Here is a 22,366-nt window from a genome sequence, read left to right as displayed (position 1 = left end):
ACGCATCAATGTCGTCTGTCCTTCATAAGCCTGCTTTTTTATGTCGTTCTACTTACTCGGTTTTCACTGATGCAAGGGTGGTGTGACGCTGAGCAGGAATTCAACAGCAGATTTGAACGCGGTGTTCGCTACCTTGATGCGGAACAGTACGATCTGGCACTCGCCGAATTCCAATCTATCCGAAGAGAATTTTCAACATCCGAAAGTGTTGGCAGCCTTGCCGAATGCTACATCGGTATTGTCCATCAAGAACTGAATAATCTGAGCGAGGCAGTGACGGCATATCACAAAGCATTGGCACTGACAGCACCACAAAAGGTGCACGGGAACGTTCACCTGCATTTAGGGATCGTTTACAAGACACAAGGTAAATTATCGTCTGCTGAAAATCATCTCAGACAAGCACTCACACTGTTACCCGAAACTGCAGAAGCACACATTCATCTCGGTGACGTGTATGTGCTTCAACATCGACTGAATGCAGCTGAAAATGCTTATCGTGAAGGGATTCGCCTGAATCCAAACCATACTGAATCTTATTATGGGTTGGGAAGGGTTTCAGAACTACAGAATCGCTTGCAACAGGCAATAGAATATTACGACGCTGCACTCGTGCGCAACCAATATTGGGCACAAGCACATTACCGCCGCGCCCTCACGTATCGGAAACTTGGAAATAGTGAACAAGCCAAGGTCGCTATGGCACAGTTTCAACACCTGAAAACTTATGAGGATACGGTACACCAGTTTCGGGAGGCACTTTACGAGAATCCAAACATGCCGATGCTCTACATCAAATTAGGGGAACTTCACGAGGCATATAACAATTTAACAGCTGCATCCCGGGTTTACAAAATTGCTACACAGGTGCATCCGTCTGATTTGTCAGCATACACTCATCTTGGCGAAGTGTTCATCAAACAGCGGGCGTTTGAAAAAGCGGCTCTTGCCTACCAGAAAGCCGCAGAAGTCGCCCCAGACAATGCCCAGGTATGGCTGAAGTTAGGTGCCATTTATATCAACCAGCAGCAGTTTGAATTAGCAATTTCGGTATTCAAACAAGCCATCGCTGTGGACAAAACAGCAGCAGAAGGGTATAACAACTTGGCGCGTGTCTATGCGGGACTTGGTAAAGAGATGCAACAGGCGATTGACTTAGCTAAACATGCTGTCTCCTTGGCTCCAACTGCGAGACATTACGACACGCTCGCGTACACCTATTACCGCAACGCACAATATGCCCAAGCGTTAGAAGCGATTCATCAAGCCATCGCGTTGGCACCAGAGGCGGACGCATACGCAAAATTACTATCGAAAATTCAGGCAGCGCAAGCCACAAAGGAACGATAAATGAAAAAAGGAATATGTATAGGCTCATTACCCGGCAATTCAACCGAAGCGCGATTTAAACTCGCGAAAGAAGCCGGATTTGACGGCGTTGAAATTGGCACCCTTGACAACGATACCGATAGACTGCAAACAAAAGAGATCGCAACACAACACCAGTTGGAAGTGTTCAGCGTAATGAACAGCAAACACTGGGCATGTCCGCTGTCCGATGCAGATGATGCGGTGCGTGCTGAATCGCGAGATGGAATGCTTGATTCCATAGCAACCGCAACGGCTGTTGGTGCGGACGCTGTTCTGCTCGTTCCGGCTGTTGTCAACGAGGCAACCAACTATGAAGCAGCATATAGACGTTCACAAACAGAAATTCGTAAGTTGATTCCAGCAGCAGCAGAAAAAGATATTACAATTGCCCTTGAGAATGTTTGGAATAAATTTCTACTCAGCCCGATGGAATTCTCACAGTACCTTGATGAATTCGAGAGTGAGACGATAACAGCCTATTTCGATGTCGGCAATATTGTGTTGTACGGATATCCACAACATTGGATTCGCTCTCTCGGAAGTCGTATTTCTAAAGTACACGTCAAGGGTTTCAATGCAAACGAAAGTCGGTTCACCTATCTGATTGAAGACTGCACAATCGATTGGAACGCTGTCATGGTGGCATTTGAAGAGATCGGATATGATGACTACATGACGGCAGAACTACCAGTTGATGGAGACAATCCTGAAGGCAGGGTACACGGCATTAGCGACGATATGGATAGAATTATCGCTGGGAACGTTTAAGCCAAATTAAATGGTATAGCGAATAGAAGCGTTTCTGTGTTTTTAATCTAACTGAGAACTTTTATCATTCTGATTGCGGACAAGAAATGCCAGTACATTTGAAAGAGGCATTTACAAAATAAATGGAAGTTATTATTCAACCGACCTATGCGCAGCTTGTAGCAGTTTCGGCAGAAATCATCCGAAACGCGCTCCTAAAGAAACCGAATCTCGTTCTGGGGCTTGCTACTGGCAGCACACCGATTGGACTTTATGAGGCTCTGGGACGGATGCACGAAACAGAAGGTCTCGATTTCTCATCTGTGACGACTTTTAACTTAGACGAGTACGTCGGGATCCCCCCGAACCATCCATATAGTTACCACACCTTCATGGAGACTCACTTCTTTAACGCCGTCAATATCCCTCTCGATAATTGCCATATCCCGCAGAGTACAGTGGAAGCACACGAAGAATTCTGTGAGAACTACGAAGAAGCAATCGTGAATGCAGGTGGCATTGATATCCAAGTACTTGGCATTGGAACAGATGGACACATTGGGTTTAACGAACCGAGTTCCTCCCTTGGATCTCGGACCCGCATTAAGACCCTGACGCAGCGTACATTGGAGGCGAACGCGCCACACTTTGGTGGAACTGTCGAGGCAGTCCCCAAAATGGCAATCACGATGGGAGTAGGCACAATTATGGAAGCAAAACGGTGCTTACTTATGGCAAGTGGTGAATCGAAAGCAGAGGCAATTGCCCACGCTGTAGAGGGAGCAATCACAGCCGAAGTTCCGGCATCGGCGTTACAGATGCATCCACACACAGTGGTCATCATTGACGAGGCGGCGGCTTCCAATTTGAAACGCGCGGATTATTACAAACAGGCTTATGCGAACAAGCAGAAATTGTTGTCTCACAGACAATGAAAAATAGAAATACTGCGCTACAACTCCTATTCATCCTGCAATCCGTATGCTTTCGCCTTCCGTTGGACTGTTCGTCGGCTTACTTTGAGGATTTCTGCGGCTTTTGCTTTGTTATTGTCCACAGATTCAAGGGTAGCACGCAGTGCCTCCCGGTTAATTTCATCCAATGACATCCCAACTTTCACATTTAAAGGCTGACCGTTCTCAGTCGGATCCGCTGTCTCCCAGACATTGGGAACTGAAAGTAAGTTTGAAAACTCGGTCCCTGTTGCATTGAGAATACGTTCGGGCAAATGGTTCTGTTGAATGGTCGATTGCGTGGACATCACAACAATACCTTCAATGCAGTTTTTCAATTCGCGTACATTTCCCGGCCAGTCATATTTCATTAGGGTCCTGATAGCTTCGGGTTCTATAGTTCTCAGAGCCTTACCGTTCTGCCGACAAAATTCTTCAAGAAAATCCTTAACGAGAAGTGGGACATCTTCAATACGTTCCTGAAGTGTCGGGAGATGGATAGGGATTACGTTAAGTCGATCATAGAGGTCCGGGAGGAACTCTCGCTTTTCGGATGCGGCTTCCAAATCGTGGTTCGTGGCACATATAACACGGACATCAACCTGAATTGTTTTGTCCCCACCGACCCGTTCAAACTCGCGTTCTTCAAGAACACGCAAAAGACGGGCTTGATTAGATAGGCTCAACTGCGAGACTTCGTCAAGAAAAAGGGAACCACCGTGTGCAAGCTCAAATCTGCCTTTGCGTTGATAATACGCCCCACTGAACGCGCCACGTTCATGACCGAAGAGTTCGGATTCGGCGAGGTTCTCGTTGAGCGTCGCACAATTAAAGGCAATAAGAGAACCGTGTCGCAAACTCCGGTGGTGAATCGCGCGGGCGACCAGTTCTTTGCCCGTACCACGTGCCCCATAAATCATTACAGTTGCTTTTGTGGGCGCGATCTGGGTGATCATGTCGCGAATTTTGGTGATTTGAGGGGAATTCCCTGTCAGTCGCCGCAAGCCTTCTCTTTCATCTATTTGTGACTGTAACTGCCGATTTTCAAAGGCAAGGCGTTGATTTTCCAGCATTCTATGCAGAAGTGCTGTCAGATGCACAGGATTAACCGGCTTCGGTAGGAAATAGGTGTCTTTGTAGGCGAGCATCGCTTTAATACCGACATCAGTTTCCAGAACGTTGGGTTCCGTAATGAAAACCACACCTACATCTGGGTGATGCTGTGCCGCCGCTTCTAACAGCGTTAATCCGTCAATGCGCTCTGCTCTCAGTTGTGCAACGAGAATATCTACCTTGAGGTGCTCAATTTGATGAAATGCCTGATACATGTTCCCTGTAACAACGAGACGAAATCCTTTACCTGCAAGCGTCTCACAGACAAGTTCACGTTCAGTCCGGTCGGCGTCTACAATAAGTATGGTTTTCTGGGCATTCATAATGCGAGCACCTTCCACAGATATTCTTAAGATTCCGCTCGAGGTTTTTGTAGTAAAACCCGTAATTACCTATACACCAACACAATGGCGAGGTTCCAAACCTCGCCAGCGGTAATGAGGCTATGGCGAGGTTCCAAACCTCGCCAGCGATAATGGGGCTCTTGTTCCCTGACGAACTGTAAACATATTTTCGGATTTTACTATAATTGAAAAAAATATTTGTTTAAAATTTTGAATTCGGGTAAACTATTAAGATTATGCTATTATAACATGCAGGACGAAGAATTTTATTTGCACTTTTTCGGAGGAATGAATGGATAAAAAACTCAGCTCGCTGTATAGACTCGGCGGGCTTACTGGTATCTTGAGCGGCTTCCTTATGCTTGCGTCAAGTATTTGGTTTATTTTCGATTTATCGTCTATTTCTTCACTCTCACCAGACTTGGGAAAAATCGGGATTTTTCACGGAATAGGGGTCGTTACGACACTTTTACTTGTACCAACCCTATTAGCCGGTTACGGTTTACTCTCTTCCGAAGCGAGTTCGCGAAGTATTTTGGGAGCAAGCTTCGCCATCCCTTGGATTATCATAGAACTGATCGCCCACTGTTCGCAAACTGCGCCATTAAACTCATTATCCGAACTTGCCGGTGCACCTACTGCTGCAATTGGCACATCACTTTATGAGCTCTGGGCAGAGTGGGGCGAAGCACTCTTTATGACGGGGGCGTTTCTCTGTGCACTGCTATTACTTTGTTACGGTTCCGCACTTCATTCGTGGGGAAACTCAATCGCGAGTTACCTATTCTTTTTTTCAATAATTGCCTTTCCAGTAGGTCTTTTCTTAGACCTTGGGGTCCAATTGCATGTGTTAATTCGAGGTATCGCCTTTTTATTTCTTGGAGGCATCCTCGTACAAGCACCATACGAAGACGAGGTATAACATTCTACGACATTAACTTTTTTTAAAAAGGACTCGGGACACTTTAATGTTAACCATAGTCCCGATGTGCCCTTAAATAACTCTCACAGATACCACACTACGCATCTTCTTCGTTCAGCAATCTTTCCAACTCTGCCAAAATATCCTCTTCGTCACTTTCTGCGTCAGTCTCCTCTGTATCAAGTGATTCCAAATCGGATCGAAATTCTATGAGATTACTGAGATAGCGTTCACGCGTAATATTCTCTGCCTCGCCGTGTTCCTCGCGTAAACATTCACCGCAGAATTCTCCAATCTGTCGAATCCCTGTGTCAATGTGTTGTAGTGCTGTCGTTGTGTCGTCTTCCTGTAGACTCAATTCTGCATTGGCGATGCTGTGCATCATGAGCATATAGCCCTTATACTGGTAACTCCGCCAAGCAATTTCGGAGGGCGCGCATTGGCGTGCCAAATTCGTTACAGCGATATTGGTAGCAGTATCACGCCGGACATCCTTCCACCGTTTGATGCCTGCAAATAGAAGATAGCGGGTGTATCGATGAAAAGATTCCTCAAAGAGCATTTCCCATTCCTCCGACTCTAATTGAAATCCTTCATGCGTGTTGTGTTCTTCTTCATAAGTTTTCAATTTCGCGAAGAAATAATCATAATAGGAATCCATACCGTGCGGACGCATACCATCGGGTCGACCGGTCGCGTAAATACGCGAGATGGTGAAGGCATTGGGTTGTACAACGACAACCTCCCTACCGTCTTCAATCTGTAAAACACTCACCGGACGGTCTGGGTCAAGGTTCAGCATTTCAAGGATTCGATCAAAGGTCTGAACCCATCGAGTATTTCTTTGTATAGAATCGTTCGCCATTTGTATATCCTTTTTATCGTTGTCAGTTTTGACCAAGAACTCGCGCTTTAGCAAAATTATCTGTAGACGAGTTCTTGGTCAAGGTTGTCGGTAACTCCTTATAGTAGGTGAGAACGCTTGCAACTGACATACGCTTAACTGAAAACTGATAACCGATAACTATTAAAGCATTTGAAAATAATCTTGAAGAGGCGTGACTGTAATATCTCCACGTTGCAACGCATCAATGGCGTTGACGGCTGCTGCTGCACCGGGTATCGTTGAGAAAATCGGAATATCATGCGCTATCGCCATTTCGCGAATTAGGAGTTCATTGGGACGATGCAAATCGCCGGTTGGTGTATTGATAATTAAATCTACCGCATGATTTTTGATATAATCGTGAATCGTCGGTCTGCCTTTACCGATACTGAAAACGAGTTCTGGCTCCATTCCGTTGCGGAGCAGTACCTTTGCTGTCCCATGTGTGGCGATGAGTTCAAAGCCCATGTCAGTCAGTTTCTTGGCAATGAAGATAATGGCACGCTTGTCTTTATTTTTAACACTGATAAAAACCTTACCGCCGATAGGCAGCGTATAACCACACGCCTTTTGTGCCTTCGCAAAGGCGCGAGAAACATCTGTATCAATTCCCATAACCTCTCCAGTCGACTTCATTTCAGGTCCCAAGCGCGTGTTTGAGCCGGGAAAGCGGTTAAAGGGAAATACTGGTGCCTTGACGCTGAAATACGCGGGTTCAATCTCGCGTGTAAATCCGACTTCAGCAAGCGTCTTGCCTGCCATCACGCGTGCCGCAAGTTTTGCCAATGGCACACCAATCGCTTTACTCACAAATGGAATGGTTCGCGAGGCACGCGGATTCACTTCAAGCACATAAATCTCATCGTTCTTTATGGCATATTGGACATTCATTAAGCCACGCACCCGCAGTGCTTTCGCCAAAGCGTACGTGAATGTCTTAAGGTTTTCAATCTGTTCATCTACGAGTGTATATGGTGGCAACACGCAATCACTATCTCCTGAATGGATGCCTGCCTCTTCAATGTGCTCCATGATTCCACCGATGACAGTAAGGTCTCCATCGGATATCGCATCAACATCAACTTCAATCGCTTCCTCAAGATATTTGTCAATAAGCACAGGATGCTCTGGCGACGCTTGAACAGCAGACTGCATGTATTCATGCAGGAGTTCCTCATCGTAAACTATTTGCATGGCACGCCCACCTAAAACGTACGACGGACGGACAATCACAGGGTAACCGAGTGCAGCCGCAATAGGTGCGGCTTCCTCACTTGAAGTCGCAGTACCGTTGGGGGGTTGCATTAATCCAACGTCGTCTAACACCTCTTTGAAGAGCTGCCGATTCTCGGAGCGTGCTATATCTTCAGGGCTTGTGCCAATTATCGGCACGCCTGCATTTTTGAGTGCAACAGCAAGGTTCAGCGGGGTCTGTCCACCAAACTGAACGATGACTCCTATGGGTTTCTCTTTGTGATAAATATTCAGAACGTCTTCACACGTCAATGGTTCAAAGTAGAGTCGATCAGAAGTGTCGTAATCGGTACTGACAGTTTCCGGATTGCTGTTTACCATGATGGTTTCATAACCATCGGTTTTGAGTGCAAGGGCAGCATGAACACAACAGTAGTCAAATTCGATCCCTTGTCCAATACGGTTTGGACCGCCACCGAGAATCATGATTTTGGGCTTATCAGATGGGCGCACCTCGTCTTCACTGGAACAAGTAGAATAATAGTAGGGTGTTTCCGCTTCAAACTCAGCAGCACAGGTGTCAACGGTTTTGAAAGTCGCCTCAATACCAAGTCCTGTTCGACATTTGCGAATGGCTTCTTCAGACACATCATAGATATCACCCAGTTGGCGATCGGAAAATCCAAACTGCTTTGCCTGATGAAGGAGTTTTTTCGTGGTTGTGCCATCTGTTTCATGTTCCCGGGGGCCCTGACTTGCCGCAGAACTCTGCAAACACTGCCCTATATGTTGCCGTGTATCGGGTTCCGACAAAGTCTTTTCAAAGTCTACAATTTCTTTCAAATTGTAGAGGAAAAAGGGGTCGATATGTGTGTAGGCATGGATTTCCTCAATGCTCATTCCACGTGCAAGGGCAGCTTTGATATAAAAGATCCTTTTAACATTAGGGATACTCAGTTTGCTCGGAAGTTCAGACAAAGGGAGTTCATCAAGTGGGTGGTTATCTAAACCGGACCAGCCGGTTTCCAACGAGCGTAAGCCTTTCTGTAACGCCTCTTTAAAGGTTCTACCGATAGCCATCGCTTCACCGACAGATTTCATCTGCGTCGTGAGTGTCTCATCAGTTCCCTTGAACTTTTCAAATGCCCATCTCGGAATCTTGACCACAACATAGTCAATTGTTGGCTCAAAGCAGGCAGGCGTTTCAGCGGTAATATCGTTCGGAATTTCATCCAAATTATAACCGACAGCGAGTTTCGCTGCGATCTTCGCAATTGGAAATCCAGTGGCTTTTGATGCAAGCGCAGAACTCCGAGAAACGCGGGGGTTCATCTCAATAACCACCTGTTTCCCAGTTTTCGGATCGACAGCAAACTGGATATTGGAGCCGCCGGTGTCAACGCCAATCTCACGGATAATCTTAATTGCCGAATCCCGCATCAGTTGGTATTCCTTATCCGTCAATGTTTGGATAGGCGCGACGGTAATACTATCACCAGTGTGGACTCCCATTGCATCAACGTTTTCAATGGAACATATAATGACGACGTTGTCCGCTCCATCCCGCATTACCTCCAACTCGAATTCCTTCCACCCGATGACAGACTCTTCGATGAGCAGTTCACTGATTGGGCTGAGGGCGAGTCCCGTCGTGACCATTTTTTCATATTCTTCGATGTTGTAAGCGATACCGCCACCCGTACCACCGAGCGTAAACGCAGGACGGATAATCGCGGGGAAGCCGATCTGTTCAATAAGTGCAAGTGCCTCTTGCACAGAATGTGCAATACCGCTCTGAGGGACTTCCAGCCCAATCTTCACCATCGCCTCTTTGAAGAGAGCGCGGTCTTCCGCTTTTTGGATAGCGGGCAGTTTTGCGCCAATCAGTTCAACCGCGTACTTATCTAACACCCCCGATTCTGCAAGTTCAACAGATACGTTCAAAGCGGTTTGTCCACCGAGGGTCGGCAGCAACGCTTGTGGTCGCTCCTTGGCAATTACAAGCTCCACTGTATCCGCAGTAATCGGTTCAATGTACGTCTGATCGGCAAAGTCTGGATCGGTCATGATAGTAGCAGGGTTACTATTGACAAGGGTAATCTCATACCCTTCTTCCTTAAGTGCCTTACACGCCTGGGTTCCGGAGTAATCAAACTCGCACGCCTGCCCGATAATAATCGCACCGGATCCGATAATTAAGATTTTTTTTATGTCTGTTCGCTTTGGCATGATTAGTTTTTAGTTATCAGTTATCAGTCTTAACCATCAACTCGTGCCTTAACATTTATAACGGAGTCGAGTTGATGGTTAAAGTTAAGAGGCTTTTGTAAAAAAACACCTCTTGCAACCGACCCGTGTCTACTAATGACTCTTTCCGTCCATCATTTCTGTAAAACGTGAAAAGAGATAACTTGCATCATGCGGACCGGGCGATGCCTCCGGATGATACTGGACAGAAAAAATGGGATACTCCCGATGCTGTATCCCTTCAAGTGTGTCATCATTTAGATTGATATGTGTAACGTCAACGCTATTTGGTAGTGAATCAATATCAACGCAGAACCCGTGGTTTTGCGAGGTGATTTCAACCCGATCGGTCTCGAGATGTTTGACGGGTTGATTCGCACCGCGATGTCCAAACTTCAGTTTGAACGTTTTTCCACCAAGGGCAAGTCCCAAAAGTTGATGCCCCAGACAGATACCGAAAAGAGGTTTTTTGCCTATTAATCCTTGGATTGTCTCAATTGCATAGTCAACTGGCATTGGATCGCCCGGGCCGTTCGATAGGAACACACCATCCGGTTCCGCTGCGAGAATCTCTTCAGCAGTCGTTTTTGCTGGTACCACTTGCACCTGACATCCGTGTTCGGTGAGTTGACGCAAAATGTTATATTTTATCCCAAAATCGAGAGCAACGACTTTATAGTTTTCGGTTTTCAGTTTTCGGTTTTCGGTTAAAGAGGTATTTGTGGAAGTTACAGACCCCTCTTGTAACTGACAACTCTTCTGCCATGCGTACGAACTGGGACATGTTACGCGCTGTACCAAGTCCCAACCTACTAAGCCGTGCCACGCTTTAGCTTTCTCTACAAGATGCTCAGGGTTTGGATCTTCCGTAGAGAGACATCCATTCATTACCCCATGAACCCGGAGGCGACGGGTGAGTGCACGAGTATCGATCCCTTGGATCCCAATAATACCGTGCTCTGATAAGTAGGAATCTAAACTCCATTTTGAACGCCAATTGCTATGGTACGCGCTGTATTCACGAACAACAAACCCTTCCACCTGCGGACCGACAGATTCCACGTCTGTTTCGTTACAACCGTAATTGCCAATCAACGGATATGTCATCGTCACGATCTGTCCTTTGTAAGAGGGATCGGTCAAAACTTCCTGATAACCCGTCATACTTGTATTAAAGACAACCTCGCCGAGGGTTTCACCCGTCGCCCCAAATTGCTCGCCTTCAAAAACTGTTCCGTCCGCTAACGCGAGAATCGCTTTCATACTCTCCTCCTATAAGAGCGATTTCCCAATCGCGACTCCACTTCGGAGTGTAATTGTCTGCCACCCTCTAAGCTCCCAGCCTGCGAAAGGGGTGTTTTGACTTTTTGAGCGAGATTTTGTCACGTCAACCTGATTAACTAAATCCGTATCAATCATAGTGACATCTCCAACTGATCCGACAGAGAGGGTCCCACGATCAATACCGAGTATGGTTGCTGGAATAGATGTCATTTTCGCAATCGCCTCTGTGACCGTGAGATATCCTGGTCGGACGAGGTGTGTAAACACAAGTGGTACACATGTCTCCAAACCGATAATTCCGTTTGGGGCATCAAGCATTCCTCGCGCTTTTTCTTCTGGCGTGTGTGGCGCATGGTCAGTAGCGATTGCGTCAATCGTGCCATCACGTAAACCTTTGATAATTGCGTCAATATCGTTTTGCGTGCGTAGGGGCGGATGCATTCTTGCATTCGTTCCCTGCTTTTCCACTTCTTTATCCGTAAGAACCCAGTGATGCGGGCACGCCTCAGCAGTTACATGAACACCCCGTCGTTTCCCTTGGCGTATTAACTCAACGGCTCCGGCAGTGCTGACGTGAAGCACGTGGAGGTGGCCTCCTGTCATTTCCGCCAACATGATGTCGCGCCCAACGATGATGTCCTCCGCAGCATTCGGGCTGCCGATAAGGCCGAGTTTGCGAGAAGTCTCTCCCAAATTCATCACTGCTTTTGCGTTGAGATTGTGCTCCTCACAGTGAACCATGATTGGAAAACCGATTTCCGCACTCAAGGCGAGCGCATCGCGCATGAGTGCGGCATTCATGACAGTAACGCCATCATCACTGAAGCCAACCGCACCAGCAGCATGCATCCCGCGCATATCCGTGAGTTCATCACCCGCAAGATTTTTGGTGATACTACCGAAAGGAAATACGTTTGTCTCTGCAGTCTCGTGTGCGATGTCGTAAATTTGCTCAATCTTCTCAGGCGTGTCTATGACTGGTGATGTGTTTGCCATGCAGACAACCGAAGTAAATCCGCCCGCGGCTGCTGCCGCCGTACCAGTAGCAATCGTCTCTTTATGCTCAAACCCGGGTTCACGGAGATGGACATGCATATCAATTAAACCCGGGGCAACAACGAGCCCCGTTGCATTATACACATCAGCCGTCTGCGGTTCAGGGGGTTTCCCGTTACCATTGACCCAGGCAATTTTACCGTCGGCAATGAAGAGAGCACCGACCTCATCAATATTATTCGCAGGATCAATAATACGTCCGTTAGTAATAAACGCGTCGCTCATTCCGCTTCCCTTTCATAAATGATGGCTGAGTCTATTCCACCTTCTTCAGCAAGTTGTACCCGAACGAATTCTTTTCGGGAAGTCGGTACATTTTTCCCAACGTAATCTGCAGCGATTGGCAATTCCCGATGTCCCCTATCGATTAGAGTAGCCAATTGGATTGCAGCTGGACGACCGAAATCCATAAGTGCGTCCATTGCGGCGCGAACGGTTCGCCCTGTATAGAGCACCTCGTCTACTAAAATGACCCATTTACCGGTAATTTCAAAAGGAAGTTCGGTATTGCTGACCTGGATCTGTGTCTCATGGAGATTAATATCGTCTCGATAGAGCGTGACATCAATCGCCCCGACATCAACTTCAATATTTTCGATGCGTTCAAGGTTTTCAGCAATGCGGTGTGCAATGAAGTCCCCTCGACTTTTTACGCCGACAAATACAAGATCCCCGATGTGTTTATGGTTTTGCTCTAAAATTTCGTGAGCGATTCTGAGCAGCGCTCGGCGAATTTCTTCAGGATTCATCACTTGTGCTTTTTCACGCCCCAGCGAAACTGTTATTGGCATCTTTTTGTCCTGTGTCAGTTTATTGTTTGAGTTCTCATAATAAACAAAAAGCCCCTCCCGTCTGATGAGACGAGAAAGGCATCATCCAACCGATTCATTTTTACAGTCTAAATTTTGGCTCCGATTCAAATTCCGATCTTGCATCCTTTTTTCAACCTCTCTGGATTGGATTAAAAAGGGTTTTTTGACATTCAACACCTTAGTTTTTTATATTATATCATATTTATATGTTAATTGCAAACTTTTTTATTTTTTACGCGCGACATCAGGTTTCCAAGATTACACTTTTTGTTTCACCATGCTTGCGAGGATGCCGAGGATTTTGTCACACTGTGAGATATGATAGACCACTCTATCAATATAAAGTCTTTCGCCTTCCAATTTAAGAAACCTCCAATCTGTTCCGGAGGTTGTGGCACCATAGATGCAAGGAATGTTATTATCTCTCTCAGCATTAAAACGTTGTGCTGCGATCATCTCGGCGGCGCACTGACCGAGACCGACTATCAAATTCTCACGTTTTGCTTCAACCAGAATGATAACGGGTGCCTCTAAGAAAGAGAGTAGTGGAGACAGACTCACTAAAAAATCACATACGCCTGTTAATCCTTGTTCAGTATCAACGCTAAACTCAATCCCTGAAAAGAAACTGATACGGTGATCGAAATGTTTTCGCAGTTCAAACAGCACATCAGCCACGATCAGCTCCGAGCGTGCTTTCTCTGTACCACTGGAGATGGCTAATTCCACCCTTTCCGCTAACTCGTCTGTGAAACGTTCCCGTAGTGCTACTGTTGATGCTTGAGAAAAAATGTCTGCGGACTCAACTATTTCTAATTGAAACGCTGTTCGCACCATTTCTAATGTAAAATTACTATATGCCATTTGTTAGTTCCTCCGATAAGGACTTATGCCTTTTGCTCCACCATGCTTGAGAGGATACCGAGGATTTGATCGCATTGTGTAATTGGGTAGGACGTTAGATCTATACTGAGTCTTTGCTCTTCCAATTTGAGAAACATCCACTCTGTGCCTTTGGTCGTAGCCCCATAGATACAAGGGATTTCACTCCCTTTTTTTGCATTGAAGTGTTGTGCAGCGACCATCTTCGCGACGCATGGACCAAGACCAATGATTATAGACTCATCCTTTCCCGCAATCGGAGGGACTTCAACGAGGATAGCAACAGGTGCTCTGATAAAAAGCTGCGTCGGTGATAGACTGATCAAGAAATCGCACACACCGGTTAATCCGTTTTCCGCATCAACATCGAAATCGGTTCCTGAAAAGAAACTGATGCGGCAATTGTGGTGTTGGCGGAGTTCAGCGATGACATTAGAGATAATCAATTCCGACTTCGCTTTATCTGTGTTTATAGCATCGGCTAACTGGGCTCTCATTGTGAGCCGCGTTGTGAAATCGTCTCCCGGATCAACACTCTCTAAATTAGAGAAAATGCCTACAGGTTCAACAATTTCCAGATGAAACGTTTCTACCGCTGCTTCTAAAGTAAAATCGCTATATGCCATTTAAGATGACCTCCTTCCAGAGCGTCAGTATAACAGACAGTGCTCCTGCATGTCCAATTTTATCTCAGGGATCGTGAATGTTTCAATTGCGATTCAGACAGCAAGCGGTTTAGGTCCCTCACGGGGGTAGCCAATGCATTCATGTGTCTATCACTCCGTGCGACAATGCCAATTAGGACACCCTGTTTGTTAAGCACCGGTCCGCCACTATTACCACCAAACACATCGGATTGGATGTGCAAGAAATCTCCATGATCTTTGAGATATTCACCGAGCGTCCACCGCCATAATTCTTGTCCAGCTGGATTGCCAAGGATGTAAACCAAATCGCCAGTATTCGTTGTTGGTGTGGTAAAGTTCCAGTCAATCTCGCGAACCGTTTCGGGAAGACCCTCAAGGCTGATAATTGCGAGATCTGTCTCCTCGTTTTTCGCGACAACGTGTCCTTTGGTATAATAGCCCAGGCGTTTTAATACGCCGCTACTTGTCAGGTAGAAGTTCCGATCTTTAATGAGTTCACCTTTTTCATCAAGCGCGGGGAAATATACGTCAACTGTATCCTGTTCGTTTGTAACGTGGGCATTGGTAATGGCGAGTCTGAATTGTTTGTCGATTAAGACACCACTGCCTTCACCTATTCCCGGGTTGACTATCCACATTACGGAGCGGATGGCGTTGTCATAGACTTGGTCTGCGGTAGATTTTGGCGGTGTAGAAGGATTTGGATCCACCGATCGCGGGGTATTTACTTGCCATAAGCGGATTGTGCCATTACTTGCACTGGCCAGAACGCGTCCATCAGGACTGAAAACTACGCTATGCACCTCATTTGTATGTCCAATGAGGGTTTGCAGATGTGCCCCTGTACCAGAGTTCCACAGGTAGATGTTATCGACATAAGAGGCCCAACCCGCGAGTGTATAGCCATCAGAACTAAAAACTACACTATTAATGGGACCATTCGGGTAAATCGGACGCTTGAGTGTTTTTTTGTGTTGTCCTGTGTTAGCATCCCATAGATGTGCTAGATGGCTTGCCCCGGCGATCATACTGCCATCAGGACTGAAAACTGTGCTATGGACATTATTATTTATATTCCCAGTGAGCGTTCTTTTATGTCGTCCTGTGTTAGTATCCCATAAACGAATCTCCTGCCAACCTCCACTAGCAAGTGTATGCCCATCAGGGCTGAAAACTACATCAGTAGAATTACCCATACCCGTTGAATGCTTAAGCGTTTTTCTGTGTTGTCCTGTGTTAGCATCCCATAGGCGGATGGTCCCGTCAAAACTCTTGCTAGCAAGTATGTGACTATCAGGACTGAATGCTAAACTATAGACGGACAAGGTGTGTCCGATGAGCGTTTTTCTATGCTGTCCTGTACCGACATCCCATAGAATAACGATTCCAGGATTAGGGGATCCACTCCCGAAACCTCCAGCTGCCAGCATGTGCCCATCAGGACTAAATGCTAAACTATCAACACCCATCGGAGGATCTTCCATCAGAGTTTTTAAGTGTCCACCGGAAATAGCATCCCACAGATAGATACTATCGTCTAAAGTAGCACCACTACTTGCGAGCGTACGCCCATCAGGACTGAAAACAACATTTTCAGCACTACTGGTGTGTCCAATAAGAGTGACTTTGTGGTGTCCTTTCGTTACATCCCATAAGATAACTTCCCTAAAACCTCCACTTGCGAGCGTACGCCCATCAGGACTGAATGCCAAACTTTCGACACCAAGTGTGTGCCCTCTGTGGAGTATATTTCCTGTAAGGGTTGCATAGTGAACGTAGTTTTGTGCAAGACTTCCGTTTGATAAGAAAAGGACCACAACAAGCGGTAGTGATAAAGTAAGGGGAGAAGTTCGTTTCATAAGAGGCACTCTCACAATATCATTAGGATAGAAAATAATGGACAGTTATAATAACTCTTCTCGCATTCGCAAGCGAAATTCCTCCATTAAATCTCTCGGTGATTCATCTGATTCTTCAAAATGTTCCAGAATCTGGCCTCCTTCTTCTGTTTTTGTAGCCGTTATAGTAAATATAACTACTTCGTTGTGTTTCACCAATAGTTTTCCATCATTGTCGTAGTCTATGTAATGATCTTTTGACTTGTTGTGTACATCAATTCTATAACCTGACGAGATTAAATCTTGCCAAACTTTCGACATTTTGTTCATTCAAACATCCTCCTTGTTTGGGAAACTTACATTCAGTCTTTCTACCGCATTTTTTTCCCGACACCGAAAACGACAAATACATCTGGAGCAACAGATTTTCGCGGGTTTCCCTCCTCGCAATATATCAGTAGGTTCCCAGATACATAAATGTTATTAACCTCTCGGAAATGGTGTTCAAGCATCTGAATGAAATTCACCATCAATTTACGATGTCTGTCTGTTTCTGCCATAGGTTTGCCATCCGAGGAAGGGTAGGTGAGTGTCGGCGCGGAGTGAATTTCTCCCTGCATCGTGCCACCTCCTATATTTTTACGTGGCATGTATTTGATCAATACGTTCGACAACCCACTCTCGAATTAAATTTGCAGGAGACATTCCACGCGACTTGGCAAGTGTTTCAATAGCTTCAAGTTCTTCAGGAGCCAACTGGACAAAAACTGTCGAGTCAAAAACATCTTCTTCAAATTCAGGCTTTTCGTTTGGCAGAGCTGCAAACTTGTATTTGCCAGACTTCCGCATTTCGTTCTCTACTTCTTGGTAGTATGCGACCAATCGGTTAAGATCGTGCCCAAATTCCGCAGAGACTTTACGTCTCATTTCGTGAACTTCTTCCATTATGCTGCATTCTATAGTCTTTTCGTTTTCCATTTTAGTCAGTGCCTCCTAAGTAATCCAATGGAGTTGTTAAATCAGGAGTGGACAAACCCAATTCCTGATTAATTCGCTGGATGAGATGAATCTTATTAGGATTTGCAATATGTGCCAAGTTCCAAGTGAGTATGGCATCCACATTATGAAATGAGGCAATTGCTACGTGAAGTGCATCACCATGTGGGTCTTGTGGCATTATCAGTCGGTCTGTGTAGATTCTTCCAATTTGCAGGATCCGGTCTGTAATTGGTAGCAGTTCAATGCTTTCAATTAAAGCGCGTCGCATTTGTGTTGCTTCACTTCTTCCACGGGTAAGTTCCCCAATAACAGCAACACTTGACGTTAGACTAAATTGATTCGCATATTCGTTCCACCAATTCTGAGTTCTTCTTTGTTTTGCCAGGGCATCTTCGTCGGTCCGTAGTGTATAATAGGAGCTAGGAATTGACGTGTCAATATAGATGCGTTTCTTCGTCTCCTGCTGCAAGGTTTATATTCTCCAGGGGTGTAAAAGGTTTTGAGGTGTTTTGCTATCCTCCACAAACTATGTTAAGTATATCACTTAAAATCTCTATTGTCAACGTAAACGGAGCAGCGTTAATTTTCGCTATTCTCCCTGCACAGCACTGATTTCGTCTTCGGAGATTTTATGGACGCTTTTCGGGTTAAAGGTCTGTGTCGTATCTACACGCAACGCAACCTCAATCCTGCCCCCCGTTAGCACAAAGAACTGGATCAGGAAACCGCCACCTTGCATCGATTCAACTTGATACTCCTCTTCATCAAGATTACCGAGCCATCTCGGTAAAGTCTCTTCAAATTTTGGGTGAGCGAGTACATTTTCTGGCAACGCGATAATCAGAGTACCGGGCGCATCACCGATTGCATTCCCGATGACTTCTCGCTTCTTTACCATAAATGGTACAACTTGACTGGCGTATTCAAAATCATCAGTGGTGGTGCGTTCCAGAGGCACGAGTCCCCATGTCAAATGATGGATAAACGGATTTCCATATCCCTGACCGAGCATGTGTTGCAGTGCTGCTCTGTCAACGGGATGCACGACGGCGACGTAATCAAACCATCCGTCACCGCGCGCAGCACTATCCACAGGTAATTGCGCAGAGACATTGATATAATCGCAGCCATCAACAGGCGACGGATAACACCGCGCATCCCACCCATTGACGTAACCCAGCTGCTTCAAACCGTCAGCAACGAGATGAGGCGGATCACAGAAAATCGCTGCATGGTCCATATTCGGATAGATTTCTACACCGGCACCGATGACGCGTTCTGCAACCTCAGTCGCTTCCTTGAAACGAAGATCGGCGTTTTCTATCGTCAAATAATCATCAAAATTTGTTGGTAATTTCATCAAACTTTTCATGAAAAACCTCTATCTATATCTTGAAGGGAGAGCATTTAGAAAAATCAATTAATCCGAGTCAGATACTACAAGTTTAACAGAAATTGTGTCTATAAACAAGCGTTTTTGGACATCGGTTGGAATCCGAAAATTGTTGAAAAAAGTACATATCTCTGCTAATGTTAATGTAGGCTTAAGGCTACGTCCTATATTCAAAAACAGAGGAGCAACTTATGAGAAAAAACACGTTTAGAGAACTACTCAACGCTGACAAACCCACGGTTGGTACACACATCCATACCACTTGGCCCTCCATCGTTGAGGCGATTGGACATACAGGTTTGTATGATTACGTGGAATTCGTAGGCGAATACGGTCCGTTTGATCTATACGATCTGGACAACCTATGTCGGGCGGCTGAACTCCACAACATCTCTACAATGATTAAAGTCGACCAAGAGCCACGCGGTTTCATTGCACAACGTGCGATCGGTTCAGGTTTCCAGAGTGTGCTTTATGCGGATTGCCAAAACGTTGAAGATGTAAAAGAATGCGTTCGTATCACGCGCGCGGATACACCAGAAGATGGGGGTAGCTATGGGGTAGCAACCCGCCGATTTTCCTATATGGGTTACGGAGGTGGGCCAGAATACGTCCAAGCTCTTCGTGATGTCGTCAACGTCATTATGATTGAGAAGAAAGGCACTGTTGAAAACCTTGAAGAGGTGTTGTCTGTTGAAGGTGTTGACATGATTCAGTGGGGTGGTTCAGACTATTCGATGAGCATCGGGATGGTCGGTCAGCGCGGTGCGCCTGAAATCCAAGAGGCACACGACCGGGTGTTCAAGACTGCCGTAAAAATGGGGGTACCACCGCGCGCCGAAATTGGAAGTGCCGACGATACGAAACGCTATCTGGATATGGGGGTTCGGCATTTCTGCATCGGCACCGACATTTCCATCCTCTATAGTTGGTGGCGGGAACAGGGTGACGGGGTAAGGAAGGCTCTTGAGGGACATTAGAGTAGTTGTCAGTTGTCAGTTACAAGAGGTTTTTGGTAATCCTAAGTCTCTTTATAGTCTTAAAGCCGTCCAACCTTTACGAAGAACGTAACTGCTCCAAGACCCTCTTGACTGACGACTGACAACTATTCTTACTGACGATTGACAACTACTATTAAAGCATTGACTGCATTTTCTCTGCTACCCAATCCACAGCGACATCGATCATCGCTTGCCCTTTTTCGGCTGTCGCTAATTTTGCCTGATGATGATATTCGCGGTCGGCTGTCGCCTGTCCTTCGTTGGAGATGGTGAGTTTTGCGCTGTCATAATCTACATCGTTCCAATCAACGTTTTCCGCAAAAGCAGCGAGCGCAAATGCTGTCTCAAACTCTGCAGCATGCCCAGGACAAATGCCGGATTCCATTTGCTCCTTAACTAACTCTGGAGTGTATGCCTCCCAATAGGAGTGAAATTCGATATTGATACCGAGTTTCTCTCGGTATCCATCTAAGCGTTCATGGACTGGTCCCGCATTACCCGCATGTCCATTCACAATCAGGATATTGTCAATTCCGTGCCGACGCATGCTATCAGCGACATCGTATAACACCTCACCGAAGACCTCCGCACGAAGCGTGAGAGTCCCCTTATGGTCCATCCAGTGTTCAGATACACCAATCGCCAAAGGTGTTGTCACAATAACTTGTGGAAATAATTTTTCAGCCGCTAATTTGGAGACATATACCGCGCTTTGCGTGTCGTGATACATCGCCAAATGTTCGTTATGTTGTTCTGTGCTACCGGTCGGAATAATCGCGCCTTTGAGTGTGCCAGCATCAATTGCCTCTCGGAAATATCGCCGTTGGTTTTCCCAAAGTAGCACGGATTTGATTTGAGACATTGTTTAACCTCCATTATTTTCATAGAACACCACACCTATTAAGTGTGCTTTGGACAGCCGCAATACCGTCTTCCATCAATGCCTGATTAGGCGGAAGATAGTCTTGCAAACTTTCCCAATCGTATTCGTTCTGTTGCACGTCGTTGTTCTTAAAAAGGATCTTGGTCCCATAATCTCGGATTTCATTAAGTGTCCATTCATAGATATAGAAACCGAAAATGTCTGTGTGTAAGGAAACGTCTCTCTGTCTCCCCGTGAGATACTCCTCCAGAACTATCTCAAATCGCTCACCTGTGAAAGAGACTAAATCTTTTTCAGGCGGACCTAAGCAGACACCATCCCAATCAATTAAGTGTAATTGGTTTTCAGTATCCAAAATCAGATTTCCCGGTGTCGGATCGCCGTGTGTAATCACAAAGGGGGTTTGTTGTGCTGTCGCCGAACGCCCTAATGCATCGTATCTCTCAAGCGTCTGTAGAACCTCTGATCTGTGTTGCATAATCGCTTCAAGAAGCCGCTTCTGGTATCCATTCCGAGCCGGTATCTTCTCCGGTGCCTCAAGCACTATGTGAAGTTCATGTCGTAAAGGCAAGTCATACTTTGCGACTGTAAGGCTGTTAAAGGCAATTGCATCTGTGCTTCCATGGATTGTCGCGAGCAATGCCGCTGTTTGTGAGAGTTCCGTATCGGTGAAATCTTTTCCGACCTTCCATAAATCCCACCGGCTTTTACCTTCAATGAATGGAAACAGCGAGACCCGGAAATCTCTCCACGGAATACTTAGCGCGCCACCTTTCGTTTCCAAAGGCGCGACAATGCCGGATATGTTGCCCTGGTGCCGCAAGCGCAACGCTGCCTGCAGACAGATATCTGGGACAGAAGTAGAGGCTTTGACAAAATACTTTTCTCCGGTTTCAGACACAACGATGTAGCCGTAACTATCCTCACCTTCAGGAAAAAAGGTTATAGACTGCAAAGGTAGTGCGTAGGCAGTACTGAGGGATTTTTTTAGCTCCGTTTTATCAAAAGTATTGTCAACTTTCATATGTAAATTTCTCGAAATAACTATCAATCTCTGGTCTTAACTCAATACCAGCCATTTCAAAGGCATCCAACAAATCTGTGTAAGTTCCTTCACCACCGATAAAATTCCAGAGTTCTTCTGCTATCAAAATATCGTGCTCTAAATCTAACATTCCTTTCAATGTCCATCGTTCATAACGTTTTGGTTCGTAAGGATTGTAAGGAATGCCAATCATTGTGTTTACAGCTGCCCCTGGATCTCGTGCTAATTCGGCGGCGGTCCACTCCAAAAGAGTTCGTTTGAACTCCTTAAAATTACCTTTGTTAGGTTTCACAGTTTTTAGGTCAAATAAAAACAACTCACCCTCATAGTTTTCCAACCAAATATCCACTCGCGTTAGTTTAACCTTTTCTAAAGTTCCAGCTCGACATACTTCTCTGATTTCCTGGATTTCCAGAGGCTTATTTGGGTTTCTATCCGCGGTTCCCAATCCATCAATGATTGTTTGGATCCTTTGATGTGCTTGAGTGCTAATTTTGTCAGCGGGTTTAACTTGAGTTCTGACCACCCTAAACCTTTCACTTGCCAAAGCCATTGCTACCGGTTCGTAAAATGAGGTGCCAAATTTTGTATTCAAGGAGTGAATGAAAGAATATAAAGCCATCCGATCTTTACCAAGCAAACGATGGTGAAATGGCATGTAACTTGTTTCAGGACTATACGACTGGAACTTTTCGAGCATACAATCCTTAATCTTCTCTTTGATCATTAACTGCCGTTGTGAATGCATC

Annotated in this window: 22 protein-coding genes; 5 read left to right on the top strand and 17 right to left on the bottom strand. The window is 45.8% G+C overall.

The window, feature by feature from the left end; translation table 11 throughout:
* The first annotated feature begins 69 nt into the window (after window positions 1-69).
* From OXH39_19345 to nagB, 3 genes are all read left to right on the top strand, one after another.
* A complete protein-coding gene (locus OXH39_19345) occupies window positions 70-1,350 on the top strand; it encodes a tetratricopeptide repeat protein (protein MCY3552617.1) in 1,281 nt (426 codons plus the stop codon).
* Window positions 1,351-2,139, top strand: a complete 789-nt coding sequence (locus OXH39_19340; protein MCY3552616.1) for a sugar phosphate isomerase/epimerase — start codon at window positions 1,351-1,353, stop codon at window positions 2,137-2,139.
* A 122-nt stretch (window positions 2,140-2,261) separates the two neighbouring features.
* A complete protein-coding gene (gene nagB / locus OXH39_19335; protein MCY3552615.1) occupies window positions 2,262-3,053 on the top strand; it encodes a glucosamine-6-phosphate deaminase in 792 nt (263 codons plus the stop codon).
* Window positions 3,054-3,079: 26 nt separating this feature from the next.
* Here the strand turns inward: nagB and OXH39_19330 are convergent, their stop codons facing one another.
* Complete coding sequence (locus tag OXH39_19330) at window positions 3,080-4,507, bottom strand: sigma-54 dependent transcriptional regulator (GenBank protein MCY3552614.1); 1,428 nt, start codon at window positions 4,505-4,507, stop codon at window positions 3,080-3,082.
* A gap of 313 nt (window positions 4,508-4,820) precedes the next feature.
* On the opposite strand from OXH39_19330, the gene OXH39_19325 reads away from it, so the two are divergent.
* On the top strand, window positions 4,821-5,450 hold the full coding sequence (locus OXH39_19325) for a hypothetical protein (protein MCY3552613.1): 630 nt from the start codon (window positions 4,821-4,823) through the stop codon (window positions 5,448-5,450).
* Between the two features lie 97 nt (window positions 5,451-5,547).
* On the opposite strand, the gene OXH39_19320 is transcribed toward OXH39_19325, so the two are convergent.
* The 13 genes from OXH39_19320 to OXH39_19260 form a co-directional block, all read right to left on the bottom strand.
* A complete protein-coding gene (locus OXH39_19320; GenBank protein ID MCY3552612.1) occupies window positions 5,548-6,315 on the bottom strand; it encodes a DNA helicase UvrBC in 768 nt (255 codons plus the stop codon).
* A 162-nt stretch (window positions 6,316-6,477) separates the two neighbouring features.
* Window positions 6,478-9,759 carry a carbamoyl-phosphate synthase large subunit gene (carB, locus tag OXH39_19315; GenBank protein ID MCY3552611.1) on the bottom strand — a complete coding sequence of 1,094 codons (3,282 nt, stop codon included), beginning with the start codon at window positions 9,757-9,759 and terminating at the stop codon, window positions 6,478-6,480.
* A gap of 132 nt (window positions 9,760-9,891) precedes the next feature.
* The gene (carA, locus tag OXH39_19310; GenBank protein MCY3552610.1) at window positions 9,892-11,040 is read right to left on the bottom strand and encodes a glutamine-hydrolyzing carbamoyl-phosphate synthase small subunit; all 1,149 of its coding nucleotides are present in this window, start codon (window positions 11,038-11,040) and stop codon (window positions 9,892-9,894) included.
* 9 nt (window positions 11,041-11,049) lie between these two features.
* Window positions 11,050-12,342 (bottom strand): dihydroorotase, encoded by a 1,293-nt coding sequence (locus OXH39_19305; protein ID MCY3552609.1) that lies wholly within the window; start codon window positions 12,340-12,342, stop codon window positions 11,050-11,052.
* Window positions 12,339-12,908 (bottom strand): bifunctional pyr operon transcriptional regulator/uracil phosphoribosyltransferase PyrR, encoded by a 570-nt coding sequence (gene pyrR / locus OXH39_19300; GenBank protein MCY3552608.1) that lies wholly within the window; start codon window positions 12,906-12,908, stop codon window positions 12,339-12,341. Before pyrR ends, OXH39_19305 begins: the two co-directional genes overlap by 4 nt.
* Window positions 12,909-13,187: 279 nt before the next feature.
* Complete coding sequence (locus OXH39_19295) at window positions 13,188-13,793, bottom strand: hypothetical protein (GenBank protein MCY3552607.1); 606 nt, start codon at window positions 13,791-13,793, stop codon at window positions 13,188-13,190.
* 23 nt (window positions 13,794-13,816) lie between these two features.
* Window positions 13,817-14,437, bottom strand: coding sequence for a hypothetical protein (locus OXH39_19290; protein MCY3552606.1), 621 nt, complete (start codon window positions 14,435-14,437; stop codon window positions 13,817-13,819).
* 59 nt (window positions 14,438-14,496) lie between these two features.
* Complete coding sequence (locus OXH39_19285) at window positions 14,497-16,317, bottom strand: trypsin-like peptidase domain-containing protein (protein MCY3552605.1); 1,821 nt, start codon at window positions 16,315-16,317, stop codon at window positions 14,497-14,499.
* Window positions 16,318-16,362: 45 nt separating this feature from the next.
* The gene (locus OXH39_19280) at window positions 16,363-16,626 is read right to left on the bottom strand and encodes a hypothetical protein (protein ID MCY3552604.1); all 264 of its coding nucleotides are present in this window, start codon (window positions 16,624-16,626) and stop codon (window positions 16,363-16,365) included.
* A 41-nt stretch (window positions 16,627-16,667) separates the two neighbouring features.
* Window positions 16,668-16,916 (bottom strand): hypothetical protein, encoded by a 249-nt coding sequence (locus tag OXH39_19275; GenBank protein MCY3552603.1) that lies wholly within the window; start codon window positions 16,914-16,916, stop codon window positions 16,668-16,670.
* Window positions 16,917-16,935: 19 nt separating this feature from the next.
* Window positions 16,936-17,274, bottom strand: a complete 339-nt coding sequence (locus OXH39_19270) for a ribbon-helix-helix domain-containing protein (protein ID MCY3552602.1) — start codon at window positions 17,272-17,274, stop codon at window positions 16,936-16,938.
* A gap of 1 nt (window position 17,275) precedes the next feature.
* The gene (locus tag OXH39_19265; GenBank protein MCY3552601.1) at window positions 17,276-17,764 is read right to left on the bottom strand and encodes a type II toxin-antitoxin system VapC family toxin; all 489 of its coding nucleotides are present in this window, start codon (window positions 17,762-17,764) and stop codon (window positions 17,276-17,278) included.
* 120 nt (window positions 17,765-17,884) lie between these two features.
* A complete protein-coding gene (locus OXH39_19260; GenBank protein ID MCY3552600.1) occupies window positions 17,885-18,655 on the bottom strand; it encodes a hypothetical protein in 771 nt (256 codons plus the stop codon).
* Between the two features lie 224 nt (window positions 18,656-18,879).
* Here OXH39_19260 and OXH39_19255 point away from each other — a divergent pair, with 224 nt between their 5' ends.
* On the top strand, window positions 18,880-19,668 hold the full coding sequence (locus tag OXH39_19255; GenBank protein ID MCY3552599.1) for an aldolase/citrate lyase family protein: 789 nt from the start codon (window positions 18,880-18,882) through the stop codon (window positions 19,666-19,668).
* A 154-nt stretch (window positions 19,669-19,822) separates the two neighbouring features.
* On the opposite strand, the gene OXH39_19250 is transcribed toward OXH39_19255, so the two are convergent.
* Genes OXH39_19250 through OXH39_19240 form a run of 3 tightly spaced genes read right to left on the bottom strand, consistent with a single transcriptional unit; the run spans window position 19,823 to window position 22,365 of the window.
* Complete coding sequence (locus OXH39_19250; protein MCY3552598.1) at window positions 19,823-20,551, bottom strand: creatininase family protein; 729 nt, start codon at window positions 20,549-20,551, stop codon at window positions 19,823-19,825.
* A gap of 19 nt (window positions 20,552-20,570) precedes the next feature.
* Window positions 20,571-21,596, bottom strand: coding sequence for an aminoglycoside phosphotransferase family protein (locus OXH39_19245; GenBank protein MCY3552597.1), 1,026 nt, complete (start codon window positions 21,594-21,596; stop codon window positions 20,571-20,573).
* Window positions 21,586-22,365 (bottom strand): TdeIII family type II restriction endonuclease, encoded by a 780-nt coding sequence (locus OXH39_19240; protein ID MCY3552596.1) that lies wholly within the window; start codon window positions 22,363-22,365, stop codon window positions 21,586-21,588. Before OXH39_19240 ends, OXH39_19245 begins: the two co-directional genes overlap by 11 nt.
* Window position 22,366: the final 1 nt, after the last annotated feature.

This window comes from Candidatus Poribacteria bacterium (assembly GCA_026702755.1).
Taxonomy (GTDB): domain Bacteria; phylum Poribacteria; class WGA-4E; order WGA-4E; family WGA-3G; genus WGA-3G.
This window is presented reverse-complemented; position numbering and strand designations above follow the sequence as displayed.